Raw genomic sequence first — 26,403 nt, forward strand, 5'->3', positions numbered from 1 at the left:
GAGCCGCCCGCAGCGGCGCCCGGGATCGCCGGACGCCGCTGCGGGACGGATGGCTCCGTAGCGACTTACTTCTTGTAGACCTCGACGTTCCAGAGGATCGGGTCGCCGGCCTGGTCGAACTCGACCTTCTTCACGTTGTTCGAGTAGGCCGAGTTGATCTTGTTGTAGAACGTGGGGATGCCGGGCATCGTGTTCTGCAGTTCCTTCTCGGCAGCCTGGTACAGCTTCGCGGACTCGTCGACCGTCTTGGCCTGGTCGGCCTTCTTGACCAGCTTGTCGAACTTCGGGTCGGAGAAGTCGCCCTTGTTACCGTCGACGCCGGTGCCGTACAGGTCGGCGAGGAAGTTGCCGTTGAAGGGGTAGTCGAGCACCCAGCCGGAGCGGTAGATCGACTTGACCTTCTTCTGGTCACGGATCTCGGTGTCCGCCTGGAAGTCCGTCACCGGGTCGCCGACGCACTTCACGCCGGTCGCCTTGGTGATGCTGTTGCAGACCGCGGTGACCCAGCCCTTGTGCGGCTGGTCGGCGTTGTACTGGATCGAGATCTTGTTGCCAGGAACGCCGCCGCCTTCCTTGATGAGCTGCTTCGCCTTGGTGGGGTTGTACTTGCAGTACTCGCCGCAGGCGTCCTTCTGGTAGCCCTTCACACCCTTGGCGACCCAGCCGGTGGCCGGCTCACGGTTGCCGAAGAACGTGGTCTTGGCGATGGTCGGACGGTCGATCGCCATCGACAGGCCCTGGACGACCTTGATGTCGATGTTCTTCCACTGCTTCGTGTAGAAGGCAGGGTTGATCGTGTTCAGCGCCGAGAAGTCGGAGTCGATCGCGCGCTTGCCGAAGTCCTGCTTGTAGTTGGCGAGTTCGCTGTCCGGCACCAGCGGCATCGAGTCGACGTTGTCGGAGCGCAGGTCGTTGTACGCGGCCTGCGGCGACGTGTACGCCTTGAAGTTGATGCCGCCGTTCTTCGGCTTGGTGGTGCCCTTGTAGCCGGACCAGGCGCTGACCTGGATCGACTTCTTGTGCTCCCAGCTCTTGAACTTGTACGGGCCGTTGCCCACCGGGTTCTCGCCGAACTTCTTCGGGTCCTTCAGCGCCCCCGAGGGAAGCGGGTAGAAGGAGGAGTAGGCGAGCTTGTACGCGAAGTACGGGATCGGGTTCGACAGCTTGATGGTGAAGGTGTTGTCGTCGACCACCTTCAGGCCGGACATCGACGTGCCCGTGCCCTTGCCCTTCTCGGGGTGGACCTTGTCGTACCCCTCGATGTCCCGGTACCAGGCGCTGTTCTGCTGGCCGTTGGCCGGGTTCGCGTCCCAGTTCCAGGTGTCGACGTACGACTTGGCGGTGACCTTCTCGCCGTTGTGGAACGTCCACCCCGGCTTCAGCTTGACGGTCCACTCGCTGTTGTCGCTGTTCGGCGTGACCGACTCGGCGTTCTCGTACGTGATGTCGCCCGACTTGTCGTACCCGACCAGACCCGTGAAGAGGGAGTCGATGACGACGCTGCCGTACGCCTCCATGGTGTTCGCCGGCATCAACGAGTTCTGCGGCTCACCATTCGCGTAGCTCACGATCCCCTTGGGATCGACCTTCTTGCCGGCGTCGTCACCACTGTCGCTACCACCGCCACAAGCTGTGCCGCCCAGCGCCAACACGCCGGCTATCGCCACCCACTTGGCGCTCTTGGCACCACGCATGGGTTCCTCCTCATGAGTCCACTTGTTCACTGCAGAAACGGGCACCCCTCGGCCGCTGCCGCCACCCCTGACGGCAAAACGTCTCAAGTGCCCCAGTGTGCTCGTGAGTCGGCGCTTCCCACTGCGCGTGACCCATTGACCCGAGCTCTACGCGGACAACTATTAGTCATGGGCCACCCGCCGACCACACCCTTCTGGTCTCGGTTCGATCACATCTGTTGTGTACATCTTCCAAAATCTGGACAAATCGATCCGAGATAGATGGCCGCGAAACGGACGCGTTACATACCTAACGGTCATCCCGTACCGACTATCGAACGCCCTTGGGGTGAAACCGAGTTGCGGAGAAGGTCGGGAAATGCATCGTGATCACGCAACGACAAAGGGCCCGGAATCCCCCAAAGGGGACACCGGGCCCAACAGGCCTTACTGACCGATAGGTCAGTTGTGCTTCGCGCGTGAAGCGCTGCGGCCGCGCTCCTTCTGGTCCAGGACGACCTTGCGGATGCGGACGGCCTCCGGGGTCACCTCGACGCACTCGTCGTCGCGGCAGAACTCCAGGGACTGCTCCAGGGAAAGCTTGCGGGCCGGGACCACGTTCTCCGTGGAGTCCGCGGACGCGGCGCGCATGTTGGTGAGCTTCTTCTCCTTGGTGATGTTCACGTCCATGTCGTCGGCGCGCGAGTTCTCACCGACGATCATGCCCTCGTACACCTCGGTGCCGGGCTCGGTGAACAGCACACCGCGCTCCTGGAGGTTGATCATCGCGAAGGGGGTGACCGAGCCGGCGCGGTCGGCGACCAGCGAACCGTTGTTACGGGTCGTCAGCGTGCCGAACCACGGCTCGTGGCCCTCGTGGATGGAGTGGGCGATGCCCGTGCCGCGGGTGTTCGTCAGGAACTCCGTGCGGAAGCCGATGAGGCCACGGGACGGGACGACGAACTCCATGCGGACCCAGCCGGAGCCGTGGTTCGACATGTTGTCCATGCGGCCCTTGCGGACGCCCATGAGCTGCGTGACCGCGCCCATGTGCTCCTCGGGGACGTCCACCGTGAGGCGCTCGACGGGCTCGTGCGTCTTGCCGTCGACCTCCTTGGTGACGACCTGCGGCTTGCCGATCGTCAGCTCGAAGCCCTCACGGCGCATCTGCTCGACGAGGATGGCCAGCGCCAGCTCACCGCGGCCCTGCACCTCCCAGGTGTCGGGGCGCTCGGTGTCGAGGACGCGCAGCGAGACGTTACCGATCAGCTCGCGGTCCAGGCGGTCCTTGACCTGACGGGCGGTGACCTTGCGGTCCTTCACGCTCGTCTTGGCGTCGGCGCCCTTGCCGCCACCACCGCGGCCGACCAGCGGCGAGGTGTTCGTACCGATGGTCATGGAGATCGCCGGCTGGTCCACCGTGATCAGCGGCAGCGCGATCGGGTTCTCCGGGTCGGCGAGCGTCTCGCCGATCATGATGTCGGGGATACCGGCGACCGCGCAGATGTCACCCGGTCCCGCCTTCTCGGCGGGCTTGCGGGTGAGCGCCTCGGTCATCAGGAGCTCGGTGATCCGGACGTTCGAGATCGTGCCGTCGCGCTTGATCCAGGCCACGGTCTGGCCCTTGCGCAGCTCGCCCTGCTCGACGCGGAGCAGCGCGATACGGCCGAGGAAGTTGTCGGCGTCGAGGTTGGTGACGTGGGCCTGGAGCGGCGCGTCCTCCTCGTACGTCGGGGCCGGGACGTGCTCCAGGATCGTGGAGAAGAACGGCTCCAGGTTGGTGGAGTCCGCCGGGACCGTGCCGTCCTCCGGCTTGGTCAGCGAGGCGATGCCGTCACGGCCACAGGCGTAGACGATCGGGAACTCGATCTGGTCCTCGTCGGCGTCCAGGTCGAGGAAGAGGTCGTACGCCTCGTTCACGACCTCGTCGATGCGCGAGTCGGGGCGGTCCGTCTTGTTGATGCACAGGATGACGGGCAGCCGCTGCTGGAGCGCCTTGCGCAGCACGAAGCGGGTCTGCGGGAGCGGGCCCTCGGAGGCGTCCACGAGCAGCACGACCGCGTCCACCATCGACAGACCGCGCTCGACCTCACCACCGAAGTCGGCGTGGCCGGGGGTGTCGATGATGTTGATCGTGATGACCTCGCCGCCATCCTTGGGGTGATACTTCACCGCCGTGTTCTTGGCGAGGATCGTGATGCCCTTCTCACGCTCCAGATCGTTCGAGTCCATCATGCGGTCGTCGAGCGACTCTGCTGCGTGGGCGGCGAAGGAGCCGGCCTGCTTGAGCATGGCGTCGACGATGGTCGTCTTGCCGTGGTCGACGTGGGCGACGATGGCGACGTTACGGATGTCGTGGCGCGTGGCCATATTGCGGCGTACTCCCGGAGTGAAGGTCGGCTGCGCGTACTTCTTTGGTACGCACGCCCTGCCGGGCTGGACACGCCACGGCCTCACCCCATGGTACGTGGCCTCGCGGCCGCCGGCTCAGCCGGGCCGGACGGGCCGCCGCGAAAACGCCGGCCCGTCCGGAGAAACCGCAGGTCAGCCGGCTTCCGCTGTGGGTGAGCCGGTGGCCTTCGCCCCCGGCTTCAGGAAGCCGATGTCCTCGTAGGAGGGCTCCTGGAAGCCGAACGCCCCGGCGTTCACCAGGTTCGACTTCGCCGCCACCAGTTCGGGCCGCTGATAGAGCGGAATCGATCCTGCGGCGGCCCAGATGCGCTCGTCGGCCTGCCGGACGAGCGAGCGCTCCTTGTCCTGGTCGAGCTCCCCCACGGCCTGGTCGAAGAGCTGGTCGATGTGGTCGGTGCCGACCCGGGTGTAGTTCTGCTCGACCGTGAGCTCGCCGTCGGCGGCCGGGACCGGCTTGGCGTAGATCGGGCGGGCGTCGGTGGCCGGGTAGGCGGAGGCGGGCCACGAGTAGAGCGCCAGGTCGTAATCGCCCGCCGCGATGTGGTCCTTGAAGTACGTCGCGTCGTCGACCTTCGTGATGTCCGTGCGGACGCCGATCTTCTGCAGCATGGTCGAGATCCGGTCCGCGACGGACTGCAACTGCTCGGCGTCGGGGCCGGAGGGCAGCACGAAGTTCAGGGTCAGCGGCTTGCCGTCCTTGGCGAGCTGCCCCGAGGCGGCGCCGGCCTTGGCGCCCTCCTTGCCGCCCGCCTCGCCGGAATCCTTGGCGGCGGCCTGCTGCGGGGCGGGGGTCCCCTTCGGGGCGTACGCGCCGGGGGCCGCGCCCTGCTTGGCGTCGCCCGCGTGCTTCCCCTCCCGCTCGGCGGAGCGCACCTTCGCGGCGTCGGCCTGGTGCAGCAGCGCGGAGTGCTGTGCGGCGGCGAGGGCGCCGGGGCCGAACAGCGGGGGCGCGGCGTCGCCGGGCTTGGCGTCGTCGCCGGACCCACCGCCGTCGTCCGCCTTCCGGTCGTCCGCCGGCTTCTGGTCGTCCTCGCCCATGATGTACGTGCCGTCGTCGGACTCGGCCGCCGCGCCCTCCGCCTTGCTGCCCGCCGTCCTGGGCTTCTCCTTCTTCTCCTCGACCGGGCCGCCGCGCACCCAGCCCGCCTCCGCGAGCAGCGCCTGCGCCTTGTCGGCGTCCTGCTTACCGAGCGCGTCGCTGTTGTCGGCGTAGGCGGCCTGCCCGGAGAGGGCGAGGTGGCTGCCGACGGTCGCGGCCGGAAGGCCGAGCGGCTTGAGCACGCTCTGGGCGAGCTTGGAGCGGTCGAGGGCGCGGGCCACGGCCTGGCGCACCCGCTCGTCGGCGAGCGGACCGCTCGAACCGTTCAGGGCGAGCTGCGTGTAGGCGGGTTCGAGCGACTTGCGGACGACGAAACCGCCCAGGCCCGCCTGCTCCTTCGCGTACTTCTTGACGGCCTTGCGGGTCTTCGCGCGGGCCTCCAGCTCCGCCTCGGCGACCTCCCAGTCCTCGTTGTGCGCCCGCGCCCACGAGCGCAGCGCCTCACCTGAGGTGACGCCGGCGCCGGGACCGTGCGCGAGCGGACCCGACGCGCCCTTGTCGCGGGCGGCGTACGCGATGCGCTCGGCGGCCTCGGGGTCGACGTCGGCGAGGTCCAACTTGCCCGCGGCCAGCGCGGCGGCCCGCTTGTCACGCGGTACGGCCGTGAGTTCCAGCTTCTCGAGCTTGGCGGGGCGGCCCCACCAGCGGGGGTTGCGCTCCAGCGTGACCTGCTTGCCGCCCCGGTCGAGCTTGTCGAGCGCGAAGGGGCCCGCGGTCACCTTGAGCTTGCCGCGCGCGCCCTCGTTGAAGGCGTCCGGGGTGCCCATGACGTCCTTGGGGTACAGCGGCGAGAACAGCGAGCGCCAGTCCGCGTACGGCTTGGCGAACGTGACCCGCACCTCCAGGTCGTTCTTGCCGCGCTCGACGTTCTCGATGCGGTTGTACCCGGCGTTGTGGGCGGTCCAGTACGCGCTGTTCTTCCCCGACAGGGCGCGCCACTGCGCGGCGAAGTCCGCGGCGCCGATCTCCCGGCCGTCGCTCCACACCGCCTGCTGGTTCAGCTTGTACAGCACGACCTGCTTGGGCTCGGTCTTGATGACCTCGGCCTTCTCCAGGTAGTCGGGGTCGGGCTGCGGGCGCCCCTGCGCGTCGAGCCGGAACATCGAGGGCAGCACGGCCCCGGTGACCCGGTTCGTGGCCGCGTCCGCGTCGGCCTGGAAGGAGTTGAGGGTCTGGGGCACGTCGTCGATCGCCCATCGCAGCGTGCCGCCGTCCTTGACCTGCGTACGGGCGGCCGAGGCGACGTCGGGTCCGGCGGCGGGCCGGCCCGCCTTGTCGTCGGAGCCGCACCCGGCGAGCGCGGTGACGGCGAGCGCGCCGCTCACGAGGAACGCGGCCGAGCGTGCGGCGGCTCCTGGGCGCCTTGGGACGTGGGGCATCACGGGTACCTCCGGGGCTGGCCGTTTTTGTCTCGTTTGGCGGTATATGGAGCTGATCACATCTATCGGCCAACTGAAGTGGATGGGGACAGGGGCGCCGTCCGACACGCCCGCAGGGCGCCCCGAAGCCACTCGTGCGGCCCAACGGGGCGCCCCGCGGGCCCGCACCGGCGGCGCGAATTCGCGGGCGCGCACCACGGCGTACACCGGCAATCCGCACGGATCCCTTCACAAACGGCAATGTGACGCGCGACACTCGCAGGCGCATGAGCAACTCCGCCGCACCAGCGGAAGTGAGGCCAAGTCATGTCCCTGTACGACGACTTGACGGCGGTTCAGCGCTGCGTCGACGATCTCGCGCGCGCCGTGGGGCGCCTCCAGCCCCAGCTCGAGGGCGTCGCCGGGGGCCCGGATCTGCGCCGGGTGCGCGCCGACACGGCGCATCTGCGCGAGAGCGTCGCCCTGCTGCGCGAGTCGGCCGCGGGCCCGGACACGCCGCACCGCCCCGACCTCGTGACGATCCCCGACGCCCCGTACGACAGGTCCCTGTGGACCGACTCGGACGACGAGGGACTCGGCGCGCGGGACCGGCACGCGCCCTGACCCCCCACCCCGTACACCCGCCCTCTTCGCACACCCCCATCCCCCGTCCCTGCGAGCGGAGGCTTCGTTGGCCACCGGCACGGAACCCACCAGTACCGAAGACCCCCATACCGAAGGCGGCACCGGCGTCCGAGGCCGGACCCGTGCCGCGATCACCGCGCCCCATCTGCGTACGGACCGCTGGTGGCTGGCCCCGGCCGCGACCGCGGGCGGACTGCTCGCCTTCATCGTCTACTCGACGTGGCGGGCCTTCGCGAACGCCGACTACTACGCGGCCCCGTACGTCTCGCCGTTCTACTCGCCCTGCCTCGCGGACAACTGCGAGCCGATGCGGCACGGCCCCAACTGGGAGATCTTCGGCGGCTGGTGGGGCCTCTCCCCCGCGCTGCTGATCCTGATCTTCCCGCTCGGCTTCCGGCTGACCTGCTACTACTACCGCAAGGCCTACTACCGCGGCTTCTGGGCGTCGCCGCCGGCCTGCGCGGTGGCGGAGCCGCACAAGAAGTACAGCGGCGAGACGCGATTCCCGCTGATCCTTCAGAACATCCACCGCTACTTCTTCTACGCGGCCGTCCTCGTCGCCTGCATCCTGACGTACGACACGGTGCTGTCGTTCCGCGACGAGAACTACGAGTGGGGCCACATGGGCCTCGGCAGCCTGGTCTTCCTCGTCAACATCGCGCTGATCTGGACCTACACGATCTCCTGCCACTCGTGCCGGCACATCGTGGGCGGACGCCTCAAGCACTTCTCGAAACACCCGGTGCGCTATCGGCTCTGGGGCTGGGTAGGAAAACTGAATGCCCGTCACATGCTGCTCGCCTGGGCTTCGTTGGTGAGCGTCGCGCTCGCCGACTTCTATGTGTATCTGGTCGCGTCCGGTGTCTTCGACGATCCGCGGTTCTTCTAATGGTTGGGGCTTGTGATGAGTGCGGTTGAGCGGCAGCAGTGGGATGTTGTCGTGGTGGGCGCCGGTGGCGCAGGGCTGCGGGCCGCGATCGAGGCGCGGGAGCAGGGCGCCCGTACGGCGGTGATCTGCAAGTCACTGTTCGGCAAGGCGCACACCGTGATGGCCGAGGGCGGCATCGCTGCCTCCATGGGCAATGTGAACTCCGGGGACAGCTGGCAGGTCCACTTCCGCGACACGATGCGCGGCGGCAAATTCCTCAACCAGTGGCGGATGGCGGAGCTGCACGCGCAGGAAGCCCCCGACCGCGTATGGGAGTTGGAGACCTGGGGCGCCCTGTTCGACCGCACCGGCGACGGGCGGATCTCGCAGCGCAACTTCGGCGGGCACGAGTACCCGCGGCTCGCGCACGTCGGCGACCGTACGGGCCTCGAACTGATCCGCACGCTCCAGCAGAAGATCGTCCAGCTCCAGCAGCAGGACTTCAAGGAGACCGGCGACTACGAGTCCGGCCTGAAGGTCTTCCAGGAGTGCACGGTCACCCGCGTCCTCAAGGACGAGGAGGGCCAGGTCTCCGGCACCTTCTGCTACGAGCGCGAGAGCGGCCGCTTCTTCGTCATCGAGGCGCCGAGCGTGGTCCTGGCGACCGGCGGCATCGGCAAGTCCTTCAAGGTGACGTCGAATTCGTGGGAGTACACGGGTGACGGACATGCCTTGGCGCTGCTCGCGGGCGCGCCGCTGCTGAACATGGAGTTCGTGCAGTTCCACCCGACGGGCATGGTCTGGCCGCCCTCGGTGAAGGGGATCCTGGTCACGGAGTCGGTGCGGGGCGACGGCGGGGTGCTGCGCAACTCCGAGGGCAAGCGGTTCATGTTCGACTACGTCCCCGACGTCTTCAAGGAGAAGTACGCGCAGTCGGAGGAGGAGGGCGACCGCTGGTACGAGGACCCGGACCACAACCGGCGCCCGCCCGAACTGCTGCCGCGCGACGAGGTGGCGCGGGCCATCAACGCGGAGGTGAAGGCGGGCCGCGGCTCTCCGCACGGCGGCGTCTTCCTGGACGTGTCGACGCGTATGCCGGCGGACGTCATCCGGCGTCGACTGCCGTCCATGTACCACCAGTTCAAGGAGCTGGCGGACGTCGACATCACGGCGGAGGCGATGGAGGTCGGGCCGACCTGTCACTACGTGATGGGCGGCATCGCGGTCGAGTCGGACACGGCGGCGGCGCGCGGAGTGCCGGGCCTGTACGCGGCCGGTGAGGTGGCCGGCGGCATGCACGGCTCGAACCGGCTCGGCGGCAACTCGCTCTCCGACCTGCTGGTGTTCGGCAGGCGGGCGGGCCTGCACGCGGCGACGTACGCCGTGTCGCGCCGCACGGCTCCGCCGGCCGTGGCCGACGAGCAGATCGACACGGCGGCGGCCGAGGCGCTGCGCCCCTTCTCGGCGGAGGGTCAGGAGGAGGGCGTCACGCCCGAGAATCCGTACACCCTGCACCAGGAGCTCCAGCAGACGATGAACGACCTCGTCGGCATCATCCGGCGTGAGGGCGAGATGGAGCAGGCGCTGCGCAAGCTGGCGGATCTGCGGGTGCGGGCGCGGCGGGCCGGGGTCGAGGGGCACCGGCAGTTCAATCCGGGCTGGCACCTGGCGCTCGATCTGCGGAACATGCTGCTGGTCAGCGAGTGCGTCGCGCGGGCCGCGCTGGAGCGGACGGAGTCGCGCGGCGGGCACACCCGCGAGGACCATCCGGGGATGAACCGGGAGTGGCGGCGCGCGAATCTCCTGTGCCAACTCCGTGATCCGACGGGCGGGTTGGCGGCCACGGACTCGGTGCGTGGCCAGATCACGCTCAGCCGCGAGACCACCGAACCCATCCGCCCCGACCTGCTCGCCCTGTTCGAGAAGGAGGAGCTGGTGAAGTACCTGGCCGAAGAGGAGCTTTTCGAGTGAGCAGCTACGAGGCGGCCTTCCGGGTGTGGCGGGGCGACGTCGGCGGGGGCGACCTGGAGGACTTCAAGGTCGAGGTGAACGACGGCGAGGTCGTCCTCGACATCATCCACCGGCTCCAGGCGACGCAGGCTCCTGACCTGGCGGTCCGCTGGAACTGCAAGGCGGGCAAGTGCGGTTCGTGCTCGGCGGAGATCAATGGGCGGCCGAGGCTCATGTGCATGACGCGCATGTCGGTCTTCGAACGGTCCGACACGATCACGGTCACGCCGCTGCGGGCGTTCCCCGTCGTACGGGATCTGGTGACGGACGTCGGCTTCAATTACCAGAAGGCCCGCGAGGTGCCGGCCTTCGTGCCGCCCGCGGGGGTCGGTCCCGGTGAGTACCGGATGATGCAGGAGGACGTCGACCGCTCGCAGGAGTTCCGCAAGTGCATCGAGTGCTTCCTGTGCCAGGACACCTGTCACGTCGTCCGTGACCACGAGGACAACAAGACGTCCTTCGCGGGGCCGCGGTTCCTGATGCGGGTCGCGGAACTGGACATGCATCCGCTGGACGCGGCGGGGGACGAGGGTCTTGATCGCAAGCGGGCGGCCCAGGACGAGCACGGGCTCGGCTACTGCAACATCACCAAGTGCTGCACGGAGGTCTGCCCCGAGGGCATCCACATCACGGACAATGCCCTGATCCCCTTGAAGGAAAGGGCAGTTGACCGCAAGTACGATCCGGTGGTGTGGCTGGGGAACAAGATCCGACGACGCGGCAAGAGCTGATCGGCCGCGGTCGCACCGCGGACGTCTACGCCCTCGACGGCCAGTGGGTGCTGCGCCGCTACCGCGACGGGCTCGACGCGCGCGGCGAGGGCGAGGTCATGGAGTACGTGCGCGCGCACGGCTTTCCCGCGCCCCGTGTGCGGGCGGACGCGGGGCTCGCGCCCGGCGAGCTGGTACTGGAGCGGTTCGAGGGGCCTACGCAACTGGACGCGATGGTGCGGGGCGAGCTGGGGCCGGCGGAGGCGGGCCGTGAACTGGCCGCCCTTCTCCGGCAGTTGCACACCGTCCCGGCACGGCCCGGCGGACGGATCCTCCACCTCGACCTGCACCCGGACAACGTGCTCCGCACCCGGCGGGGCCCGGTCGTAATCGACTGGGCCAACGCGGAGGTGGGCGCGGCCGGACTCGACTGGGCGATGTCGGCGATGATCCTGGCGGAGGTCGCGGTGGATCCGGGGCGGGTGGAGGCGGGGGCCGCGCGGGAGGCGCTCGGGGTGTTGCTCGCGGCTCCGCATCCGCGGCTCGGTGAGGACTTCCTCGGTGAGGTGCACGCGCGGCGCGCGGGGAATCCGACGCTGGACGCGCGCGAGAAGCGGCGGCTCGGCGCGGCGGTGGAACTGGTGCGGGCGCTGGAGGGCGGGCCGTAGGTTGCGGCGGCGACTGTCGTTGCGGCCACGGGGCGCTGCCCCGGACCCCGCTGCTCAATCGCCGCAGGGGCTTGATTTGCCCACCCGTCGCCTTGGGCAATCTGCCGCCTTGGGCGGCAGGGTGGGCAAGGCGGCGCCCGGTGCCGCGCGCACACGCCACGGGGCTCCGCCCCGGACCCCGCGCCTCAAGCGCCGGCGGGGCTTGAATTGCCCACCCGCCGTGGGGCTTGATTTGCGCGCGCGGCGTGAGGCTGGGGTGGGCGCCGCGCTCGCGGGGCCGTCGGGTAAGCAGAATGGGGCGCTCCGTATGCGGGGCGCCCCAATCTGTGGCCGGGTTCGACGGAGTCAGTCCGTGCCGGATTCCATGGCCGCGCGGTCCAGCGCCTCGTCCTCCGCGGAGGTTTCGCCGCGGGAGGCGATGGCCTGGGCGCCGCCTTGCGGCATGGTGCCGATCAGGCCGGTCACGGCCGCCTGGGCCGCGCCGGCGACCGGGCTGCCCTCGCCGAGGAGGCCGAGGGTCGCGTACTGCTCGAGCTTGCCGCGCGAGTCGGCGATGTCGAGGTTGCGCATGGTCAGCTGGCCGATCCGGTCGACCGGGCCGAACGCCGAGTCCTCGGTGCGCTCCATGGAGAGCTTGTCCGGGTGGTACGAGAACGCCGGGCCCGTCGTGTCGAGGATCGAGTAGTCCTCGCCGCGCCGCAGCCGCAGGGTGACCTCACCGGTGATCGCGGCGCCGACCCAGCGCTGGAGCGACTCCCGGATCATCAGCGCCTGCGGGTCCAGCCACCGGCCCTCGTACATGAGGCGGCCGAGGCGCCGGCCCTCCGCGTGGTACTGGGCGACCGTGTCCTCGTTGTGGATCGCGTTGACCAGGCGCTCGTACGCGGCGAACAGGAGGGCCATGCCCGGCGCCTCGTAGATGCCGCGGCTCTTGGCCTCGATGATCCGGTTCTCGATCTGGTCGGACATGCCCAGGCCGTGGCGGCCGCCGATCGCGTTGGCCTCCATCACCAGGTCGACGGCGGAGGCGAACTCCTTGCCGTTGATCGTGACCGGGCGGCCCTTCTCGAAGCCGATCGTGACGTCCTCGGTGGGGATCTCCACCGACGGGTCCCAGAACTTGACGCCCATGATCGGCTCGACCGTCTCCAGCGAGACGTTCAGGTGCTCGAGCGTCTTGGCCTCGTGCGTGGCGCCCCAGATGTTGGCGTCCGTGGAGTACGCCTTCTCCGCCGAGTCCCGGTAGGGCAGGCCGTGCTCGACCAGCCACTCCGACATCTCCTGCCGGCCGCCGAGCTCGGTCACGAAGTCCGCGTCGAGCCACGGCTTGTAGATCCGCAGATTCGGGTTGGCGAGCAGACCGTAGCGGTAGAACCGCTCGATGTCGTTGCCCTTGTAGGTCGAGCCGTCGCCCCAGATCTGGACGTTGTCCTCCAGCATCGCCCGCACCAGGAGCGTGCCGGTGACCGCACGGCCGAGCGGCGTCGTGTTGAAGTACGCGCGACCGCCGGAGCGGATGTGGAACGCGCCGCAGGTCAGCGCGGCAAGGCCCTCCTCCACAAGGGCGGCCTTGCAGTCGACGGCGCGCGCGATCTCGGCGCCGTACGCCTTCGCTCGGCTGGGCACGCCGTCGATGTCGGGCTCGTCGTACTGGCCGATGTCGGCGGTGTACGTGCACGGGACGGCGCCCTTGTCACGCATCCACGCGACGGCGACCGACGTGTCGAGGCCGCCCGAGAAGGCGATGCCGACGCGCTCGCCGGCCGGGAGGGATGTGAGGACCTTGGACATAGGAAGAGTATGCATGATGATGCATGACCATGCAAAGGGGGGTGGAGTGATGTGTCCGGCGTCACCACCAGCGGTCACGGGGAACGGCGGTCAGAACAGGCTGAGCAGCGCCTCCGTCGGATCCGCGAGGCCCGTCTCCCCGTCCGGCAGCGGCAGCTCGAACCAGACCGTCTTCCCGCGCGGCGTACGGCGCGAGCCCCACGCCGCGCTCAGCAGTCCGACGAGCTGAAGCCCGCGGCCGCCCTCGTCCGTGTCCCGCGCCCTGCGGCGGCGCGGCTGCACGAGACCCGCGTCCCACACCTCGCACACCAGCGTCCGGTCGAGGAGCAGGCGGAGCCTGATGTCCCCCTCGCCGTACCGCAGCGCGTTGGTGACCAGCTCGCTGACCAGCAGCTCCGACGTGTCGACGAGGCTGTCCATGCCCCAGCTCGACAGCTGCTCGCGCGCGTACTCGCGGGCCCTGCCCACCGACTTCGGCTCGCGCGGCAGGGTCCAGTCCCCGACGTTCTCGCTCGGCAGCCCCTCCACGCGGGCCATGAGGAGCGCGATGTCGTCCTCGCCGTGATGGGTGTCGAGGGTGTTGAGGACGTGGTCGCAGACGTCCTCCAGGGCATCAGAGGGTGCCCGGGCGGAGCCCGGTCGTTGAGGGGTGGCGGTCGGGAGACGGGCGGGCGGGTCGTCGAGCGCGTTGCGGAAGGCCGAGAGGCCCTCGTCGAGCGGATGGTCGCGGGACTCCACCAGGCCGTCCGTGTAGAGGGCGAGCAGCGAGCCCTCCGCCAGCTCCACCTCCACCTCCTCGAACGGTTCGCCGCCGACGCCGAGCGGCATCCCGGGCGGCACGTCGAGCATGAGCGCGCTCTCGCCGGGTTCGACGAGGACCGGCGGCAGATGGCCCGCGTTGGCGAACGTGCAGCGCCGGGTGACCGCGTCGTACACCGCGTAGACACAGGTGGCGAGGTACACCTCGGAGAGGTCCTCGCCGCCGAAGGAGCGCGCGGAGCGGGCGGGGCGGGTGCCCTGCTGGACGCCGCCGGGGGTGCCGAGTCCGCGGGCGATCTCGTCCAACGCGCTGAGTACTTCGGCGGGTTCGAGGTCGAGCAGGGCCAACGTGCGCACCGCGGTGCGCAGTTCGCCCATGGCGACGGCGGCGCGCAGGCCGCGGCCCATGACGTCGCCGACGACCAACGCGGTGCGGTGTCCGGGGAGTTCGATGACGTCGAACCAGTCGCCGCCGACCTCGGTCGCGGCGTTGCCGGGCCGGTAGCGGCAGGCGATGTCGAGGCCGGCCGCCTCCGGGTCGTCCGGCGGCAGCAGGGAGCGTTGCAGGATCAGCGCGCGCTCGTGCTCGCGGCGGTACAGGCGCGCGTTGTCGATACAGACCGCGGCGCGCGAGGCCAGCTCCATGGCGAGCGCCCGGTCCCGCTCGGTGAACGGCTCGCTGCCCTTGGTCCGGGAGAACTGCACGAGCCCGACGACCGTGTCGTGCGCGACCATCGGCACGGCGAGCGTGGACTGCACGAGGCCGCGCTGCTCGGTGGGCAGCGCCTGCGGACGCGCGGTGCGCAGGGCGTGCGCGCAGGGCGAGTTGAACGCGAAGCGGTGCACCGCCCCTACGCTGACGGGGGCCTCGCCGCCCAGGTCGAGGAACGGCACGTCGGCGACGGCGCTCGCGGCGGCCACCCTGCGCAGCTCGGCGCTGCCGTCGGCGAGGCCCGGCGGGGCCTCGTCCCCCGCGAGCAGCCCTTGGTACAGGTCGACGGACGCGAGGTCGCAGAAGCCGGGGACGACGACGTCGAGGAGTTCGCGGGCGGTCGTCTCCAGGTCCAGCGAGTTGCCGATACGGGAGCCCGCCTCGTTCAGGAGCGCCAGGTTGCGCCGGGCGTGCGCGGCCTCGCGGGCGGCGGCGTGCCTGCGGGTGACGTCGGTGGCGAGGCCCGCGACGCCGATGGGGCGGCCCGAACCGCTGTGCACGCGGTAGAGGTTGATGGACCAGTGGCGCCGCTCGGTGGACTCCGGGGCGGGGCCGACCAGTTGCATGTCGGTGACCGCGTCACCGGTCTCCAGGACCCGGCGCAGCGCGCCCTGCACGCGGTCCGCCTCGTGCCGTGGCAGATAGTCGTGGACGGTGCGGCCCCGGTGGTCGTCGACGTGTCCGCCGAAGACCGAGGTGAGGGTGCGGTTGGTGCGCTGGACCTTGAGGTCGGTGCCGAACAGGAGGAAACCGAAGGGAGATTGGCCGAAAATCGCCTGCGAGGCGGCGAGGTCGGTCTCGATGTGGCGCAGGGTCCGCACGTCGACGACGATGCACACCGCGGCGCGCTCGCCGGACTCCGTAGTCGTCGGCATCACGTAGATCTCGGCGAGCCCGGTCGGCCCGCCGCCGGCCGCGAGCGGCGCCTCCGCTCGCGGTTCCGCTTCCTTCGCCCCTGAGCGTTCCGTCGCCTCCGAGGGGTCGGGCGCCGGCACCCGGAACGGGACGACGCCCGTCCATTCCTGCCCGTCCAGGATCTCCGCCATCTTGCGGTGGCCGCGCTCGCGCAGGTCCGTGGGGACGAAGGCCTCGATGGGGTCCTTGCCCACGGCGTCCTCGGGCGGGAGCCCGAAGAGCTGGGCGGCCCGGCGGCTCCACTGGTCGATGGCGCCGTCGGGGCCGATCGAGAAGGAGGCGACCTTGATGTAGTCGTAGATCGAACCCGGTGGGCTCGCCTGCCAGAGGTCGGTCCGGCCGAAGGATTCCTCGGGAAGGGCCGAGGGCGCGCCCGATTCCGCTTCCGGGATCGATTCCGCCCGCTCCGTGCCCGCGGCATCGGGAGCGTCACCGCCCGGAGGCACCCGCTCCGCGCGCGGCGCCGAGGCCGCGCCCGAGGGGCCCTCGGACACCCTGCCCTTCGCTGGTATCTCGCTCACGCGAACCGTCCCCTCCAGCTCACCGCGTCCGGCACCGGTCACCGAGGCGGCTGCACGCAGTATCCAGCACTACGGAGCCGCGCAACACGGTGTTCACGATCACACCATGGTCCCGACGCTTTTTGGCCTGTCGGGACCGTCTGTTTCCGTACCCAGGGTGCGGGTGCGCCCACACACGGCATCTCACACCCGTCCCTCACCCCCGCGTCTGTCCCACTCGGCCGACTCTTAACCCGGCAGCGCCAGCTCGAACCAGACCGTCTTCCCCGTCTGCCCGCCCGAGCGCTCCCCGCCCGGCCGTGTGCCCCAGCGCCGCGACACCTCCGCCACCAGTTGCAGCCCGCGCCCGCCCTCCTCGTCGGGGGCCGCGGCGCGGGCGCAGGGCGGGTCGGGCAGCGGGTCGGAGACCTCCACCAGGAGGACTCCGGAGGGGGCGGGCGGGAGGGCGAGCCGTACGCCGATGGGCCCGGACGCGTAGCGCAGGGAATTGGTCACCAGCTCGCTGACCAGCAGCGCGGCGATATCGGCGAGCTCTTCGAGCTCCCATGCGACGAGTTGTGTACGCACCTCGGCGCGCGCTCTGCGGACGGCGGACGGGTCGGCGGGAAAGGCCCACTCGACGCAGTCGCCTTCGGTGTGGAGCACGCGGATCACATCCCTGGCCCGCGAAGGACCCTGTCCGGTTTCAGAGGGTTAATCGGGATATACCCGGACCAGGTGGCGCGCTATCGCGAAGTGGGGTGCGCCGTGGCACGGACGGCGTAGGCGAGGCGCGTGGGGAGCCGGCACGAGCCCCGTCAGGCGGGATCCCGCAGGACCTCTTTCACGGCGGGGACGTCCTGGTCGAGCCAGTCCACGGACCACACCTCGTCCTCCGTCAGCCAGCGCAGCCCGTCGTGGTCCTGGAGGGGGCGCGGGGTGCCGGAGAGCAGGCGGCAGCGCCAGACCCGCAGGACGTATCCGGCTTTCAGGGGCCATTCACCCGGCACCCTGGCGAGCGGTTCGGCCTCGATGCCGAGTTCCTCGCGCAGTTCGCGGACGAGCGCCCGCTCCGGCGTCTCGCCGGGTTCGACCTTGCCGCCGGGCAGCTCCCAGCGGCCCGCGAGTTCGGGGGGTGCGCTGCGCCGCGCGGCGAGCAGCCGCTCATCGGCGTCGTACAGGGCCGCGGCGACCACGACGGTCGGTGATGGTGACTCAGGGGGCATGCGCCGGAGCCTAGGGCGTGTTTCGAAAGTAGCGTCGTCCGCCCGGAGGGCGGGCCTCGCGGGGCCTGGTGCGTGCGATCGCAAGGCGCCGGAATGGTCTCGTAGCGGAGCTACTAGGGCATTTCGGCAACGCCGCGAGCGTGCGTGCCAGGCCCCGCGAGGCAGACGGGACTTTCGAAACACGCCCTAGACTTCCGTCAGAGCGCCGTGTTGTTCCGCCCCTGCCCCAGGCGCTCCACCCAGTACGTCGGCTCGTGGCCCCTGCGGTCGTCGAGGCTGTCGGCCATGCGCTGGGCCTCGGCCTTCGTGGCGTAACGGCCCACCCGGTAGCGGTTCCCGTTGTCGTCCTCGCGGATGACCAGCCACGGAAGTGTGGTCGTGCTGTCGCTCATCGCGCTCCGCCCCTCCCTGGCCGCCCCGGCCTCGACTCGCATCGCGCCCTGCCTCCCAACCCCGAGGAAACCGCAAACCGCATATGCCCGAGCCTACGCCTGACCTTCACGCACCGGATACGGATTGGCACAAAGAGATACGCAACAAGCCATCGGGCGAGTATCCGGACGGCAGACGGAGGGGGCGCACCCGCGTGGGTGCGCCCCCTCCGTCATCGCCGGTAAGGACTCAGTGCGTACGCACCGTCGGCATCGGCATCAGCACCGGTTCGCCCGTCGGCTTCTTGGTGCAGGCGTCGCCGCAGTCGGCGTCGAGGGAACAGCAGAGCGAGCAGATCGGGCCGGAGTGCGCCGGGCAGTCGGCGATGTCCGGGAGTTCGTACGCCGTCTCGCAGACGGTGCAGGTGTGGGTGGCCGTGATGTCGGTGCCCGCCGCGAGCTCGACGTCCGGACCGTTCACCGGGTTCGGCCGCGCCAGGTAGTACTTGCCCTTCGTGGCCCAGGCGATGAGCGGGCACAGGACCAGCGCGAGGCCCGCGGCGATGAAGGTGGAGAAGGCCTCGGCGTACTCACCGAAGAGCCCGAAGAACGCCAGGATCGAGACGACCGATGCGACCACCATGGCGCCGAAACCGGCCGGGTTCACCGCGTACAGGTACGCCCGCTTGAACTCGATGTACTTGGGGCTCCAGCCCACCCGCTTGTTGATGACGAGGTCGGCGGCGACGGCCGCGATCCAGGCGATGCCCACGTTCGAGTAGAAGCCGAGCAGCTTGTTCAGGGCCGCGAACATGTTCATTTCCATCAGCGTCAGCGCGATGGAGAGGTTGAGGAAGATGTACCAGACGCGGCCGGGGTGCCGGTGCGTCACGCGGGAGAAGAAGTTCGACCAGGACAGCGAACCGCTGTACGCGTTGGTGACGTTGATCTTGATCTGTGACACCACGACGAAGAGCGCGGCGACAGGCAGCGCGACCGAGCCGAGCCACGGCTTGAGCGCCTCGACCTGCGGGGCGATGGGTTCGAGCGCGTGCGTCTTGCCGACGGCCTCGAGGGCCACGAAGGCGAGGAGCGCGCCACCGATCTGCTTGGCGGCGCCGATGATCACCCAGCCGGGGCCGGCCGCGAGAACGGCCAGATTCCATCGCTTCTTGTTCGCTTCCGTCTTGGCCGGCATGAACCGGAGATAGTCGGCCTGCTCGCCGATCTGCGCGATGAGCGAGAGCGCGACACCGGTGCCGAGCCCGAAGCCGAGCCAGGAGAAGCCACTGCCCGCGCCCTGGGTGCCGCCGAAGCTGGTGAAGTCGCCGAAGGATCCCGACGAGTTGAAGAGCAGGATCACGAAGGGCAGGACCAGGCCGATCAGCCAGATCGGCTGCGTCCACGCCTGCACCTTGGCGAGCGCGCCCATCCCGCGGAACACGATCGGGATGACGATCAGCGTGGTGAGCAAGTACCCGATGGGCAGCGGCAGTCCGAAGACCTCGTGCATCGCCTGCGCCATGATCGAGCCTTCGAGCGCGAAGAAGATGAAGGTGAACGAGGCGTAGATGAGGGACGTGAGCGTCGAGCCGAAGTAGCCGAAGCCGGCGCCCCGGGTGATCAGGTCCATGTCCAGGCCGTACTTGGCGCAGGCGCGGGCGATCGGGATGCCGGTGGTGAAGATGATCGTCGCCGCGCACAGGATCGAGGCGAGTCCGCTGGTGAATCCGTACGTGAAGACGATGGACGCGCCGATCGCGAAGTCCGCGAGGTAGGCGATGCCGCCGAGCGCCGTGGAGGCGACCGTGGTCTCGGACCACCGCCGGTAGGAGTGCGGGGCGTACCGCAGCGAGTAGTCCTCGCGGGACTCGTCGGCGGCGAGCTTGGCGTAACTGCGCTTCGGGGCCCGCCCGTCGGGCCCTCCTGCGGGCGGCCCGGACGCCGGGTCTGCGTGGGGTACGGCGGTTTCGGTCATGGCGGCTACCCGTTCCTCCGTCGGCGGTATACCAAATGCCTACGGAGCAGGAAGGTAGGAGCCGTACATGACAATCCGAGGCAGCGCTCGATTGCCTGCCTGTTACGGGAGTTGGGCCACGGTTAACTCCCGATCACGCCACCCGGACGGGGCGCCCCGGACATCGGGCGCCCCAGGGCCTACTTCACCGGCAGGTGGTATGCGATGCGGTAGCGGTCCGCGGGGACGACGACGTCGGCCGTCTCGACGGGCCGGCCCGAGGCGAAGAAGGTCCGGTGGATGACGATCACGACGTGCCCCGGCACGCCGCCGAGCGCGCTCAACTCCTCGGCGAGGCCGGGGCGGGCGGCCACTTCCTCCGTCACGTTGTCCACAATCACGTCGATCGCGGCCATGCGCTCGGCCACGCCGCAGCCGCCGAGCGGGCCCTCCTCCGGGAGCATCACCGGCGTGCGCCCCGTCACGGCGAGGGGCTCCCACGAGGTCGCGAGCATCATCGCCTCGCCCGCGTCCCGGTACACGTACTTGGTGCGCATCACGCGGTCGCCCGCGCGGATCGAGAGCCGCTCGGCGACGGAGGCGACCGCCTCGATCTGCTCGCTGCGCGACTCCCAGGTCCCCCGCGCCTCCGGGTCGGCCTGCTCCTGGCGGAACGGTGTGGAACCGCTGCTCGGCCGGTACCCGGAGCGGGCGACGCGGCGCGGCACGGGCAGCTCGCGCACATAGGTCCCCGAGCCGGACCGGCCCTCGACGAGCCCTTCCGCCATCAGGACCTTGCGGGCCTCCAGGGCCACCGTGTCCGAAACCCCGTACTCCTCACGGATCCTGGCCTGTGAGGGAAGGCGGGTGTGCGGCGGCAGCGACCCGCTGACGATCTTCTTGCGGAGATCACCCGCAACGCGGAGATACGCCGGCTGCTCACCGAATGTCACTGGTTGTCCCCTCAGATCCCCATCAGATTGACAGACAGCAACAGCGTGGCAACCGTGGGTTGAGGCGTGCAAGCAAAGGCCAAAGAATCACTCGATGTGATGACTTCCGGCGTCGGACGACGTCAGAGGCCTTTACGCAGCGACTTTGCCCAGGTAGTGCGTCATTCACACATCGGACCACGGTTCGAGCATTCATACGTTTCCGGGGTCGGGGACGAGCCCCGTCTTGAGCCCCGCGCCGCACAGCGGGACCACCGCGCTCCGGCTGCCGAGGCTCCCGCCCTCACGGGTCGCGGCCCAGCACACCGCCCCGGTCGACTCGACGTACAGGCCGCGGGAGGCGAGGTCGAGCTGGGCGTGCCGGATCTGGTCCTCCGTCACCGTGTGGAAGGCGCCGCCCGATTCGCGTACGGCGCGCAAGATCTGGCGGGCGCGCGGCGGGTCGGCGATGGCGATGCCCTCGGCGGCGGTGGGCGCCGGAGCCGCGTCGACCACGATCTCGTCCGACCCGGCCTGCCACGCCCGCGCCAGCGGGGCGACCGCGGCCGACTGCACGGCGTGCAGGGCGGGGCGGCGGTCGATCAGCCCGGCATGGTGCAGTTCGGCGACGGCGAGGGCGGCGCCGAGCAGCAGCGTTCCGTTGCCGACGGGGAGGACCAGGGCCTCGGGGAGGCGCCCGCCCATGTCCTCCCACAGCTCGTGGACGTACGTCTTGGTGCCGTGCAGGAAGTACGGGTTGTAGACGTGGCTGGCGTAGAACACCCCGTCCTCGTCGGCGGCCGTGCGCGCCGCGCGGGCCGTGGCCTCGCGGTCCCCCTCGACGACTTCCAGGCGGGCGCCGTGGGCCTGGATCTGTTCCAGCTTCTTGGCGGACGTGCCTTCGGGGACGTAGACGGTGCAGGCGAGCCGGGCGCGGGCGCAGTAGGCGGCGATGGCGGTTCCTGCGTTGCCGCTGCTGTCGGCGATGACGCGTTCGGGGCCGAGGCGGGTGGCGAGCGCGGCGAGCATCACCGCGCCGCGGTCCTTGAAGGAGAGCGTGGGCATCAGGAAGTCCAGCTTGGCGTCCACGTGGGCGGTGAGCGGTACGAGGGGCGTCCGCCCTTCGCCGAGGGTGCAGTCCGGTCGTGGCAGGGGGAGGCACTCCGCGTAGCGCCACATCGAACTGACGCGGCCCGTGAGGGACTTGAGCGGGCTCGGGGTGGGTGAATAGTCGAGGTCGAGGGGGCCGTGGCAGGTGGGGCAGCGCCAGGCGAGGGAGTCGGCGGGGACGCGGGTGCCGTCGGCGGGGCAGTAGGTGGTGAGGCTCATGGGGTGAGGTTAGGGAACCGGGGGCGTTCTGTTGCGGTGGTCGTCGCTCACGTCTCGGGGCTCTGCCCCGGACCCCGCTGCTCAATCGCCGCAGGGGCTTTAGTTGGGGCTTGAATGGGCGACTTGTCGGCGCGCGTGCAGGGACATGCTCGGGGCGCGGACCACTCTCTCCCCATGAAGTCAGCGCGTCTCATCGCCATCGCCGCCCTCACCGTCGGCGCCACCCTCGTCCCGCCCGCGCACGCCGCGCCGGCCGCCGACCCCGGCTGCGGCGGGCCCGGTTGGGCGCTGAGTACCCGGACCGCCGATGCCGCGAGCCCGTACCACGCCTACGCGGGCAACGGGTATCTCGGTGTGCGCGTCCCGCCCGTCGGCTCCGGCTACGCGCGGACCGGGGAGAAGGACGCCAAGACCGGGTGGCCGCTCTACACGCCCCCGTACGACGGCGCGTTCGTCTCCGGGCTCTACGGACGCGGGCCCAGGAGCACCGCCCACCGGGAAGCCGTCGCCGCGCTCCCCACCTGGACCACCCTCGACGTGCGGGCGCGCGGCGAGACGTACGGGCCGGGCAGCCGCACCACGGGCTACCGGCAGAGTGTCGACATGCGCTGCGGCGTCGTCCGTACCGAGGTGACGTGGGTGCACAAGGACGGCAAGCGCACCGATCTCGCGTACGAGGTGCTCGCCGACCGGGCGGATCCGCATGTCGGCGCCGTGCGGCTGCGCGTGACACCCCACTGGTCGGGCGATGTCACCGTGACCGACCGGATCGACGAGCGCGGCGCCCGCCGGATCACCGGCACCGGCAGCGGCCCGGCGGGCAAGCGCACCGCCGCCGTCGGCTTCCGCACGGACGGCTCAGGGACCGCCGGCACCGTCGCCTCCACCCTCCGCTCCCCCGGCCGCACCCACACCGCCCGCGCCGCGAAGGGCGCCCTCGGCACCGGCCAGTCCGCGGACTTCCGGGCCACGGACGGTGTCGCGTACGACGTCACGAAGTACGTGGGCGTGGACACCGCGCTCACGTCGAGCGATCCGCGGGCCGATGCCGTACGGGCCTCGAAGCGCGCCGCTGCCGCGGGGTGGGACGCGCTCGTCCTGCGGCACAACGCCGCCTGGCGGAAGCTGTGGGCCTCGGACATCGAGACGCCGGGCCGTCCCGAGCTCCAGTCGCGGCTGCGCGCCGCACAGTACGGACTGCTCTCCTCGCTGCGCCCCGGCGCCCGTAACAGCATCGGTCCCACCGGCCTGAGCAGCGACAACTACGCGGGCATGGTCTTCTGGGACGCCGAGACGTGGATGTATCCGTCGCTGCTCGCGACCCGTCCCGAGCTGGCGAAGCCGGTGCTCGAATACCGGTACCGGACGCGTGGCGCCGCCGCCGACAACGCGCTGAGGACCTCGCAGAAGGGGCTCATGTACCCCTGGACGAGCGCGAGTTCGGGTTCGCTGTGGAAGGAGTGCCAGAGCTGGAACCCTCCGCACTGCGTCACCCAGAACCACCTCCAGGGCGACATCGCGCTCGCGGCCTGGCAGTACTACCAGGCGACCGGCGACCGCGCGTGGCTGCGCGAACGCGGCTGGCCGCTGCTCAAGGGCCTTGCCACGTACTGGAGTTCACGCGTCACGCCCAACGAGAAGGACGGCACGTACTCCATCAAGGACGTCGCGGGGCCCGACGAGTACAGCAACGGTGTCGACGACGGGGTCTATACGAACGCCGTCGCCGCGACCTCGCTGCGGGACGCCGCGAAGGCCGCCGCGCTGCTCGGCGAGCGGGCCCCGGCGGACTGGAAGCGGATCGCCGACCGGCTCCGGATCCCGTACGACGCCAAGCGCAAGGTCTTTCTCCAGTACGACGGTTACGACATCGACAAGGGCGCCGACATCAAGCAGGCGGACGCCGTGCTGCTGCTGTATCCGCTGGACTGGAAGCCGATGCCGAAGGGCGCCGCGGCCGCGACCCTCGACTACTACGCGGCGCACACCGACCGCGACGGCCCGGCGATGACGGACTCGGTGCACGCGGTCGCCGCCGCGAGGATCGGCGAGCCGGGCTGCTCGACGTACACCTTCCTGGAGCGGGCCTCGCGGCCGTTCTTCCGGGGCCCGTTCGGTACGTTCTCGGAGTCGCGGGGCGAGAAGGCGGGCGCGGGGGACGCGCTCGCGGGCACGCCCGCGCAGGACTTCCTGACCGGCAAGGGCGGCTTCTTGCAGGTCTTCACGCACGGGCTGACCGGCATGCGGTTCGAGGACGGCGACGCCGTGCGGCTCGACCCGATGCTGCCGCCGCAGCTCTCGACCGGCGTGAAGGTCAAGGGACTTCAATGGCGGGGGCGGACGTACGACGTCGGGATCGGGCCGGAGAACACCACCGTCAAGCTCACCGGCGGCGCGCCCTTCGCCGTCGACACGCCGGGCGGGCGGAGGACGGTGACCGGCGCGGGCCTCACCCTGCCGACCCGCCGCCCCGACCGCGCGCCGACCACCGACGTGGCCCGCTGCGAGCCCGCGACGGCGACGTCGGAGGACCCGGGCCAGTACGCGGGCGCGGCCGTCGACGGCAACCCGGCCACGACCTGGCGCCCGGTCGGACCGGGCGCCTCGCTCACCGTGGACCTGGGCGGCGTGCGTCCGGTCAACAAGGTCGAGGTGAGCGGGGCCAAGGAGTACCGGGTCGACACCTCGCCCGACGGCGAGCACTGGAAGCCGTTCGACAGCGTGACGGTCGGGCGTTACGTGCGGCTCACCGAGACCGGTGAATCGGCCGAGTCCGTCGGCGAGTTGACGGTTTCCTGAGGCCGGGAGCGTAGGACGAGCTGGGCACCGGTCGTGACGACGAGGTTGACGGCCAGCGCGATCAGGCCGGTGTCCACGGTCCCGACGTCGACGGAGCCGAAGGTCAGCCAGGCGAGCACCGCGACGCCGGTCAGGATGCCGATGAGCGCGGGCACGGCCCCGAGCCTGACCTTCTTCGCCAGCCCCATCACGATCGCCGGGGCGAGCTGGGTCAGGCCGCCGTACGTGAGCAGCAGCAGGTCGGAGAGGAGGCCGGGGCGGGTGAGGCCGAGGACGAGGGCGAGGCCCGCCGCGGCCACCACGCACAGGTGGTTGGTGCGCAGTTGGGCGCGTTCGTTGCGGACGCTCAGCAGGTTGCGGGAGAGCAGGCTGGAGATGCCGACGACGATGGCCGCGGACGGCACCATCGCGGCGGAGGCCGCGGCGACCGCCACGACTCCGACGAGCCAGCCGGGCAGGGTCTGTCCGGCGAGGGTGAGGGCGACCCCGTTGGGCTCGGTGCCCTTCTTCGCGAGCAGGACGCCCGCGAAGCCGATGACGATCGGGATGCCGAGGGCGATCTGGTAGAGGGGCAGCCAGATCGAGTTGGAGCGCAGCACGCGGCCGCTGCGGGCGGCGAGCACCGGCGGCCACAGGTGGGCCATGGTGCCGAGGCCGCCGCCGATGCCGGAGATGATGACGGCGGTGACGAAGAACGTGCCGTCGTAGCCCTCCTGGTCGAGGGTGAGCAGCTGCGGGTGGCTGTCGCGGATCGTGTCGAACAGGCCGCCGATGCCGCCGTGCACCGACAGGGCGACGCCCGCGACCAGCACCACGAGCCCGATGATCATCAGCGCGTCCTTGAGGTACGCGACCCGCGCGATGCCGCGGATGCCCGACCACAGGACGAAGGCGACGGTCAGGACGGTGGCGAGGACCATGCTCAGGTTGCCGCCGGTGTGACTGCCGGTCGCGAGCTGCACGATCATGCCGAGCCCGGTGATCTGGAGCTGGAGATACGGCAGCAGGAACACGGCGCCGACGACGGCGACGACCTTGCCGAGCAGCGGGCTGCGGTAGCGGTCGACGAAGAAGTCGGCCTGCGTCAAGTACCCTCCCCGCTGGCCGAGTTGGCGCATCCGGGGAGCGGTGAAGTACTGGAGGACGAAGTTGATGGCGAGGTAGCAGACCGCGAAGGACGCGGCGACGCCGCCGCCGAAGGCGATGCCGGCGAGGCCCAGGAAACTGAAGGTGGTGAAGGCCTCCCCCGCCTGGAGGAACCAGGTGGTGAAGGTGGAGAAGCCGCGCTTGGCGACCGTCCACTCGCCCAGCTCCTTGCTGGGCGCGCGGCGGCCCGAGACGCCGACGACCGCGATGGCGACGATGCCGAGGACCGTGATGACCATGGTGCTGTTCACGCCGCGACCTCCTCGTTCTCGTCCTCGTAACCGCCGCGGGACCGCGTACCGCGGTCGACGAGCACGAGCGACACCGTGGTGCCCACGGTCCAGAGCAGGCACCACACCAGGACGGACGGGAGGCCGAACCAGAGGTGCGGCCCGTTGACGAACGGGAGGAACGGAGTGCTGAGGAAGGCCAGGACGGGCACTGCGGCCCAGAGCGCGTGCGGAGATCTCATCGGGGCTCCAGCGGTGGTCTCAAGTCAGCTCCCGTACCCGGGAGTTGAGCA

19 protein-coding genes are annotated in these 26,403 nt (G+C 70.3%); 6 read left to right on the forward strand and 13 right to left on the reverse strand.

The window, feature by feature from the left end:
• Positions 1-65: 65 nt before the first annotated feature.
• The 3 genes from ACP4E5_RS18220 to ACP4E5_RS18230 form a co-directional block, all read right to left on the reverse strand.
• Positions 66-1,694: a peptide ABC transporter substrate-binding protein gene (locus ACP4E5_RS18220; protein ID WP_425829974.1), complete on the reverse strand. Its 1,629-nt coding sequence runs from the start codon at positions 1,692-1,694 to the stop codon at positions 66-68.
• A gap of 441 nt (positions 1,695-2,135) precedes the next feature.
• Positions 2,136-4,043 (reverse strand): translational GTPase TypA, encoded by a 1,908-nt coding sequence (gene typA, locus ACP4E5_RS18225; protein WP_425829976.1) that lies wholly within the window; start codon positions 4,041-4,043, stop codon positions 2,136-2,138.
• 174 nt (positions 4,044-4,217) lie between these two features.
• The gene (locus ACP4E5_RS18230; protein WP_425829978.1) at positions 4,218-6,563 is read right to left on the reverse strand and encodes an ABC transporter substrate-binding protein; all 2,346 of its coding nucleotides are present in this window, start codon (positions 6,561-6,563) and stop codon (positions 4,218-4,220) included.
• Positions 6,564-6,869: 306 nt separating this feature from the next.
• On the opposite strand from ACP4E5_RS18230, the gene ACP4E5_RS18235 reads away from it, so the two are divergent.
• From ACP4E5_RS18235 to ACP4E5_RS18255, 5 genes are all read left to right on the forward strand, one after another.
• Positions 6,870-7,166, forward strand: a complete 297-nt coding sequence (locus tag ACP4E5_RS18235) for a hypothetical protein (RefSeq protein ID WP_425829980.1) — start codon at positions 6,870-6,872, stop codon at positions 7,164-7,166.
• Between the two features lie 67 nt (positions 7,167-7,233).
• On the forward strand, positions 7,234-8,076 hold the full coding sequence (locus tag ACP4E5_RS18240; protein ID WP_425829982.1) for a hypothetical protein: 843 nt from the start codon (positions 7,234-7,236) through the stop codon (positions 8,074-8,076).
• 15 nt (positions 8,077-8,091) lie between these two features.
• Positions 8,092-10,026 (forward strand): fumarate reductase/succinate dehydrogenase flavoprotein subunit, encoded by a 1,935-nt coding sequence (locus tag ACP4E5_RS18245; RefSeq protein WP_425829984.1) that lies wholly within the window; start codon positions 8,092-8,094, stop codon positions 10,024-10,026.
• The gene (locus ACP4E5_RS18250) at positions 10,023-10,796 is read left to right on the forward strand and encodes a succinate dehydrogenase/fumarate reductase iron-sulfur subunit (RefSeq protein ID WP_425829986.1); all 774 of its coding nucleotides are present in this window, start codon (positions 10,023-10,025) and stop codon (positions 10,794-10,796) included. The genes ACP4E5_RS18245 and ACP4E5_RS18250 overlap by 4 nt, the downstream gene beginning before the upstream one ends.
• The gene (locus ACP4E5_RS18255) at positions 10,757-11,443 is read left to right on the forward strand and encodes a phosphotransferase (protein ID WP_425829988.1); all 687 of its coding nucleotides are present in this window, start codon (positions 10,757-10,759) and stop codon (positions 11,441-11,443) included. The genes ACP4E5_RS18250 and ACP4E5_RS18255 overlap by 40 nt, the downstream gene beginning before the upstream one ends.
• A gap of 345 nt (positions 11,444-11,788) precedes the next feature.
• Here the strand turns inward: ACP4E5_RS18255 and argG are convergent, their stop codons facing one another.
• From argG to ACP4E5_RS18295, 8 genes are all read right to left on the reverse strand, one after another.
• The gene (gene argG, locus ACP4E5_RS18260; RefSeq protein WP_425829990.1) at positions 11,789-13,234 is read right to left on the reverse strand and encodes an argininosuccinate synthase; all 1,446 of its coding nucleotides are present in this window, start codon (positions 13,232-13,234) and stop codon (positions 11,789-11,791) included.
• Positions 13,235-13,324: 90 nt separating this feature from the next.
• Positions 13,325-16,141 (reverse strand): SpoIIE family protein phosphatase, encoded by a 2,817-nt coding sequence (locus ACP4E5_RS18265; protein WP_425829992.1) that lies wholly within the window; start codon positions 16,139-16,141, stop codon positions 13,325-13,327.
• A 228-nt stretch (positions 16,142-16,369) separates the two neighbouring features.
• Positions 16,370-16,795, reverse strand: coding sequence for an ATP-binding protein (locus tag ACP4E5_RS18270; RefSeq protein WP_425829994.1), 426 nt, complete (start codon positions 16,793-16,795; stop codon positions 16,370-16,372).
• 143 nt (positions 16,796-16,938) lie between these two features.
• Positions 16,939-17,346: a (deoxy)nucleoside triphosphate pyrophosphohydrolase gene (locus tag ACP4E5_RS18275; RefSeq protein ID WP_425829996.1), complete on the reverse strand. Its 408-nt coding sequence runs from the start codon at positions 17,344-17,346 to the stop codon at positions 16,939-16,941.
• Between the two features lie 197 nt (positions 17,347-17,543).
• A complete protein-coding gene (locus tag ACP4E5_RS18280; protein WP_425829998.1) occupies positions 17,544-17,738 on the reverse strand; it encodes an SPOR domain-containing protein in 195 nt (64 codons plus the stop codon).
• 229 nt (positions 17,739-17,967) lie between these two features.
• Positions 17,968-19,695: a purine-cytosine permease family protein gene (locus ACP4E5_RS18285; protein ID WP_425830000.1), complete on the reverse strand. Its 1,728-nt coding sequence runs from the start codon at positions 19,693-19,695 to the stop codon at positions 17,968-17,970.
• Positions 19,696-19,874: 179 nt separating this feature from the next.
• On the reverse strand, positions 19,875-20,627 hold the full coding sequence (locus ACP4E5_RS18290) for a GntR family transcriptional regulator (protein WP_425830002.1): 753 nt from the start codon (positions 20,625-20,627) through the stop codon (positions 19,875-19,877).
• A 192-nt stretch (positions 20,628-20,819) separates the two neighbouring features.
• On the reverse strand, positions 20,820-21,935 hold the full coding sequence (locus ACP4E5_RS18295) for a threonine synthase (RefSeq protein ID WP_425830004.1): 1,116 nt from the start codon (positions 21,933-21,935) through the stop codon (positions 20,820-20,822).
• 174 nt (positions 21,936-22,109) lie between these two features.
• Here ACP4E5_RS18295 and ACP4E5_RS18300 point away from each other — a divergent pair, with 174 nt between their 5' ends.
• Complete coding sequence (locus ACP4E5_RS18300) at positions 22,110-24,734, forward strand: discoidin domain-containing protein (RefSeq protein WP_425830006.1); 2,625 nt, start codon at positions 22,110-22,112, stop codon at positions 24,732-24,734.
• Here the strand turns inward: ACP4E5_RS18300 and ACP4E5_RS18305 are convergent.
• A complete protein-coding gene (locus ACP4E5_RS18305) occupies positions 24,671-26,131 on the reverse strand; it encodes a sodium:solute symporter family protein (RefSeq protein ID WP_425830008.1) in 1,461 nt (486 codons plus the stop codon). The genes ACP4E5_RS18300 and ACP4E5_RS18305 overlap by 64 nt on opposite strands.
• Complete coding sequence (locus ACP4E5_RS18310; protein WP_425830010.1) at positions 26,128-26,352, reverse strand: hypothetical protein; 225 nt, start codon at positions 26,350-26,352, stop codon at positions 26,128-26,130. The genes ACP4E5_RS18305 and ACP4E5_RS18310 overlap by 4 nt, the downstream gene beginning before the upstream one ends.
• Positions 26,353-26,403 lie beyond the last annotated feature (51 nt).

The sequence above is a fragment of the Streptomyces fractus genome, assembly GCF_049844455.1.
Classification (GTDB): domain Bacteria; phylum Actinomycetota; class Actinomycetes; order Streptomycetales; family Streptomycetaceae; genus Streptomyces; species Streptomyces fractus.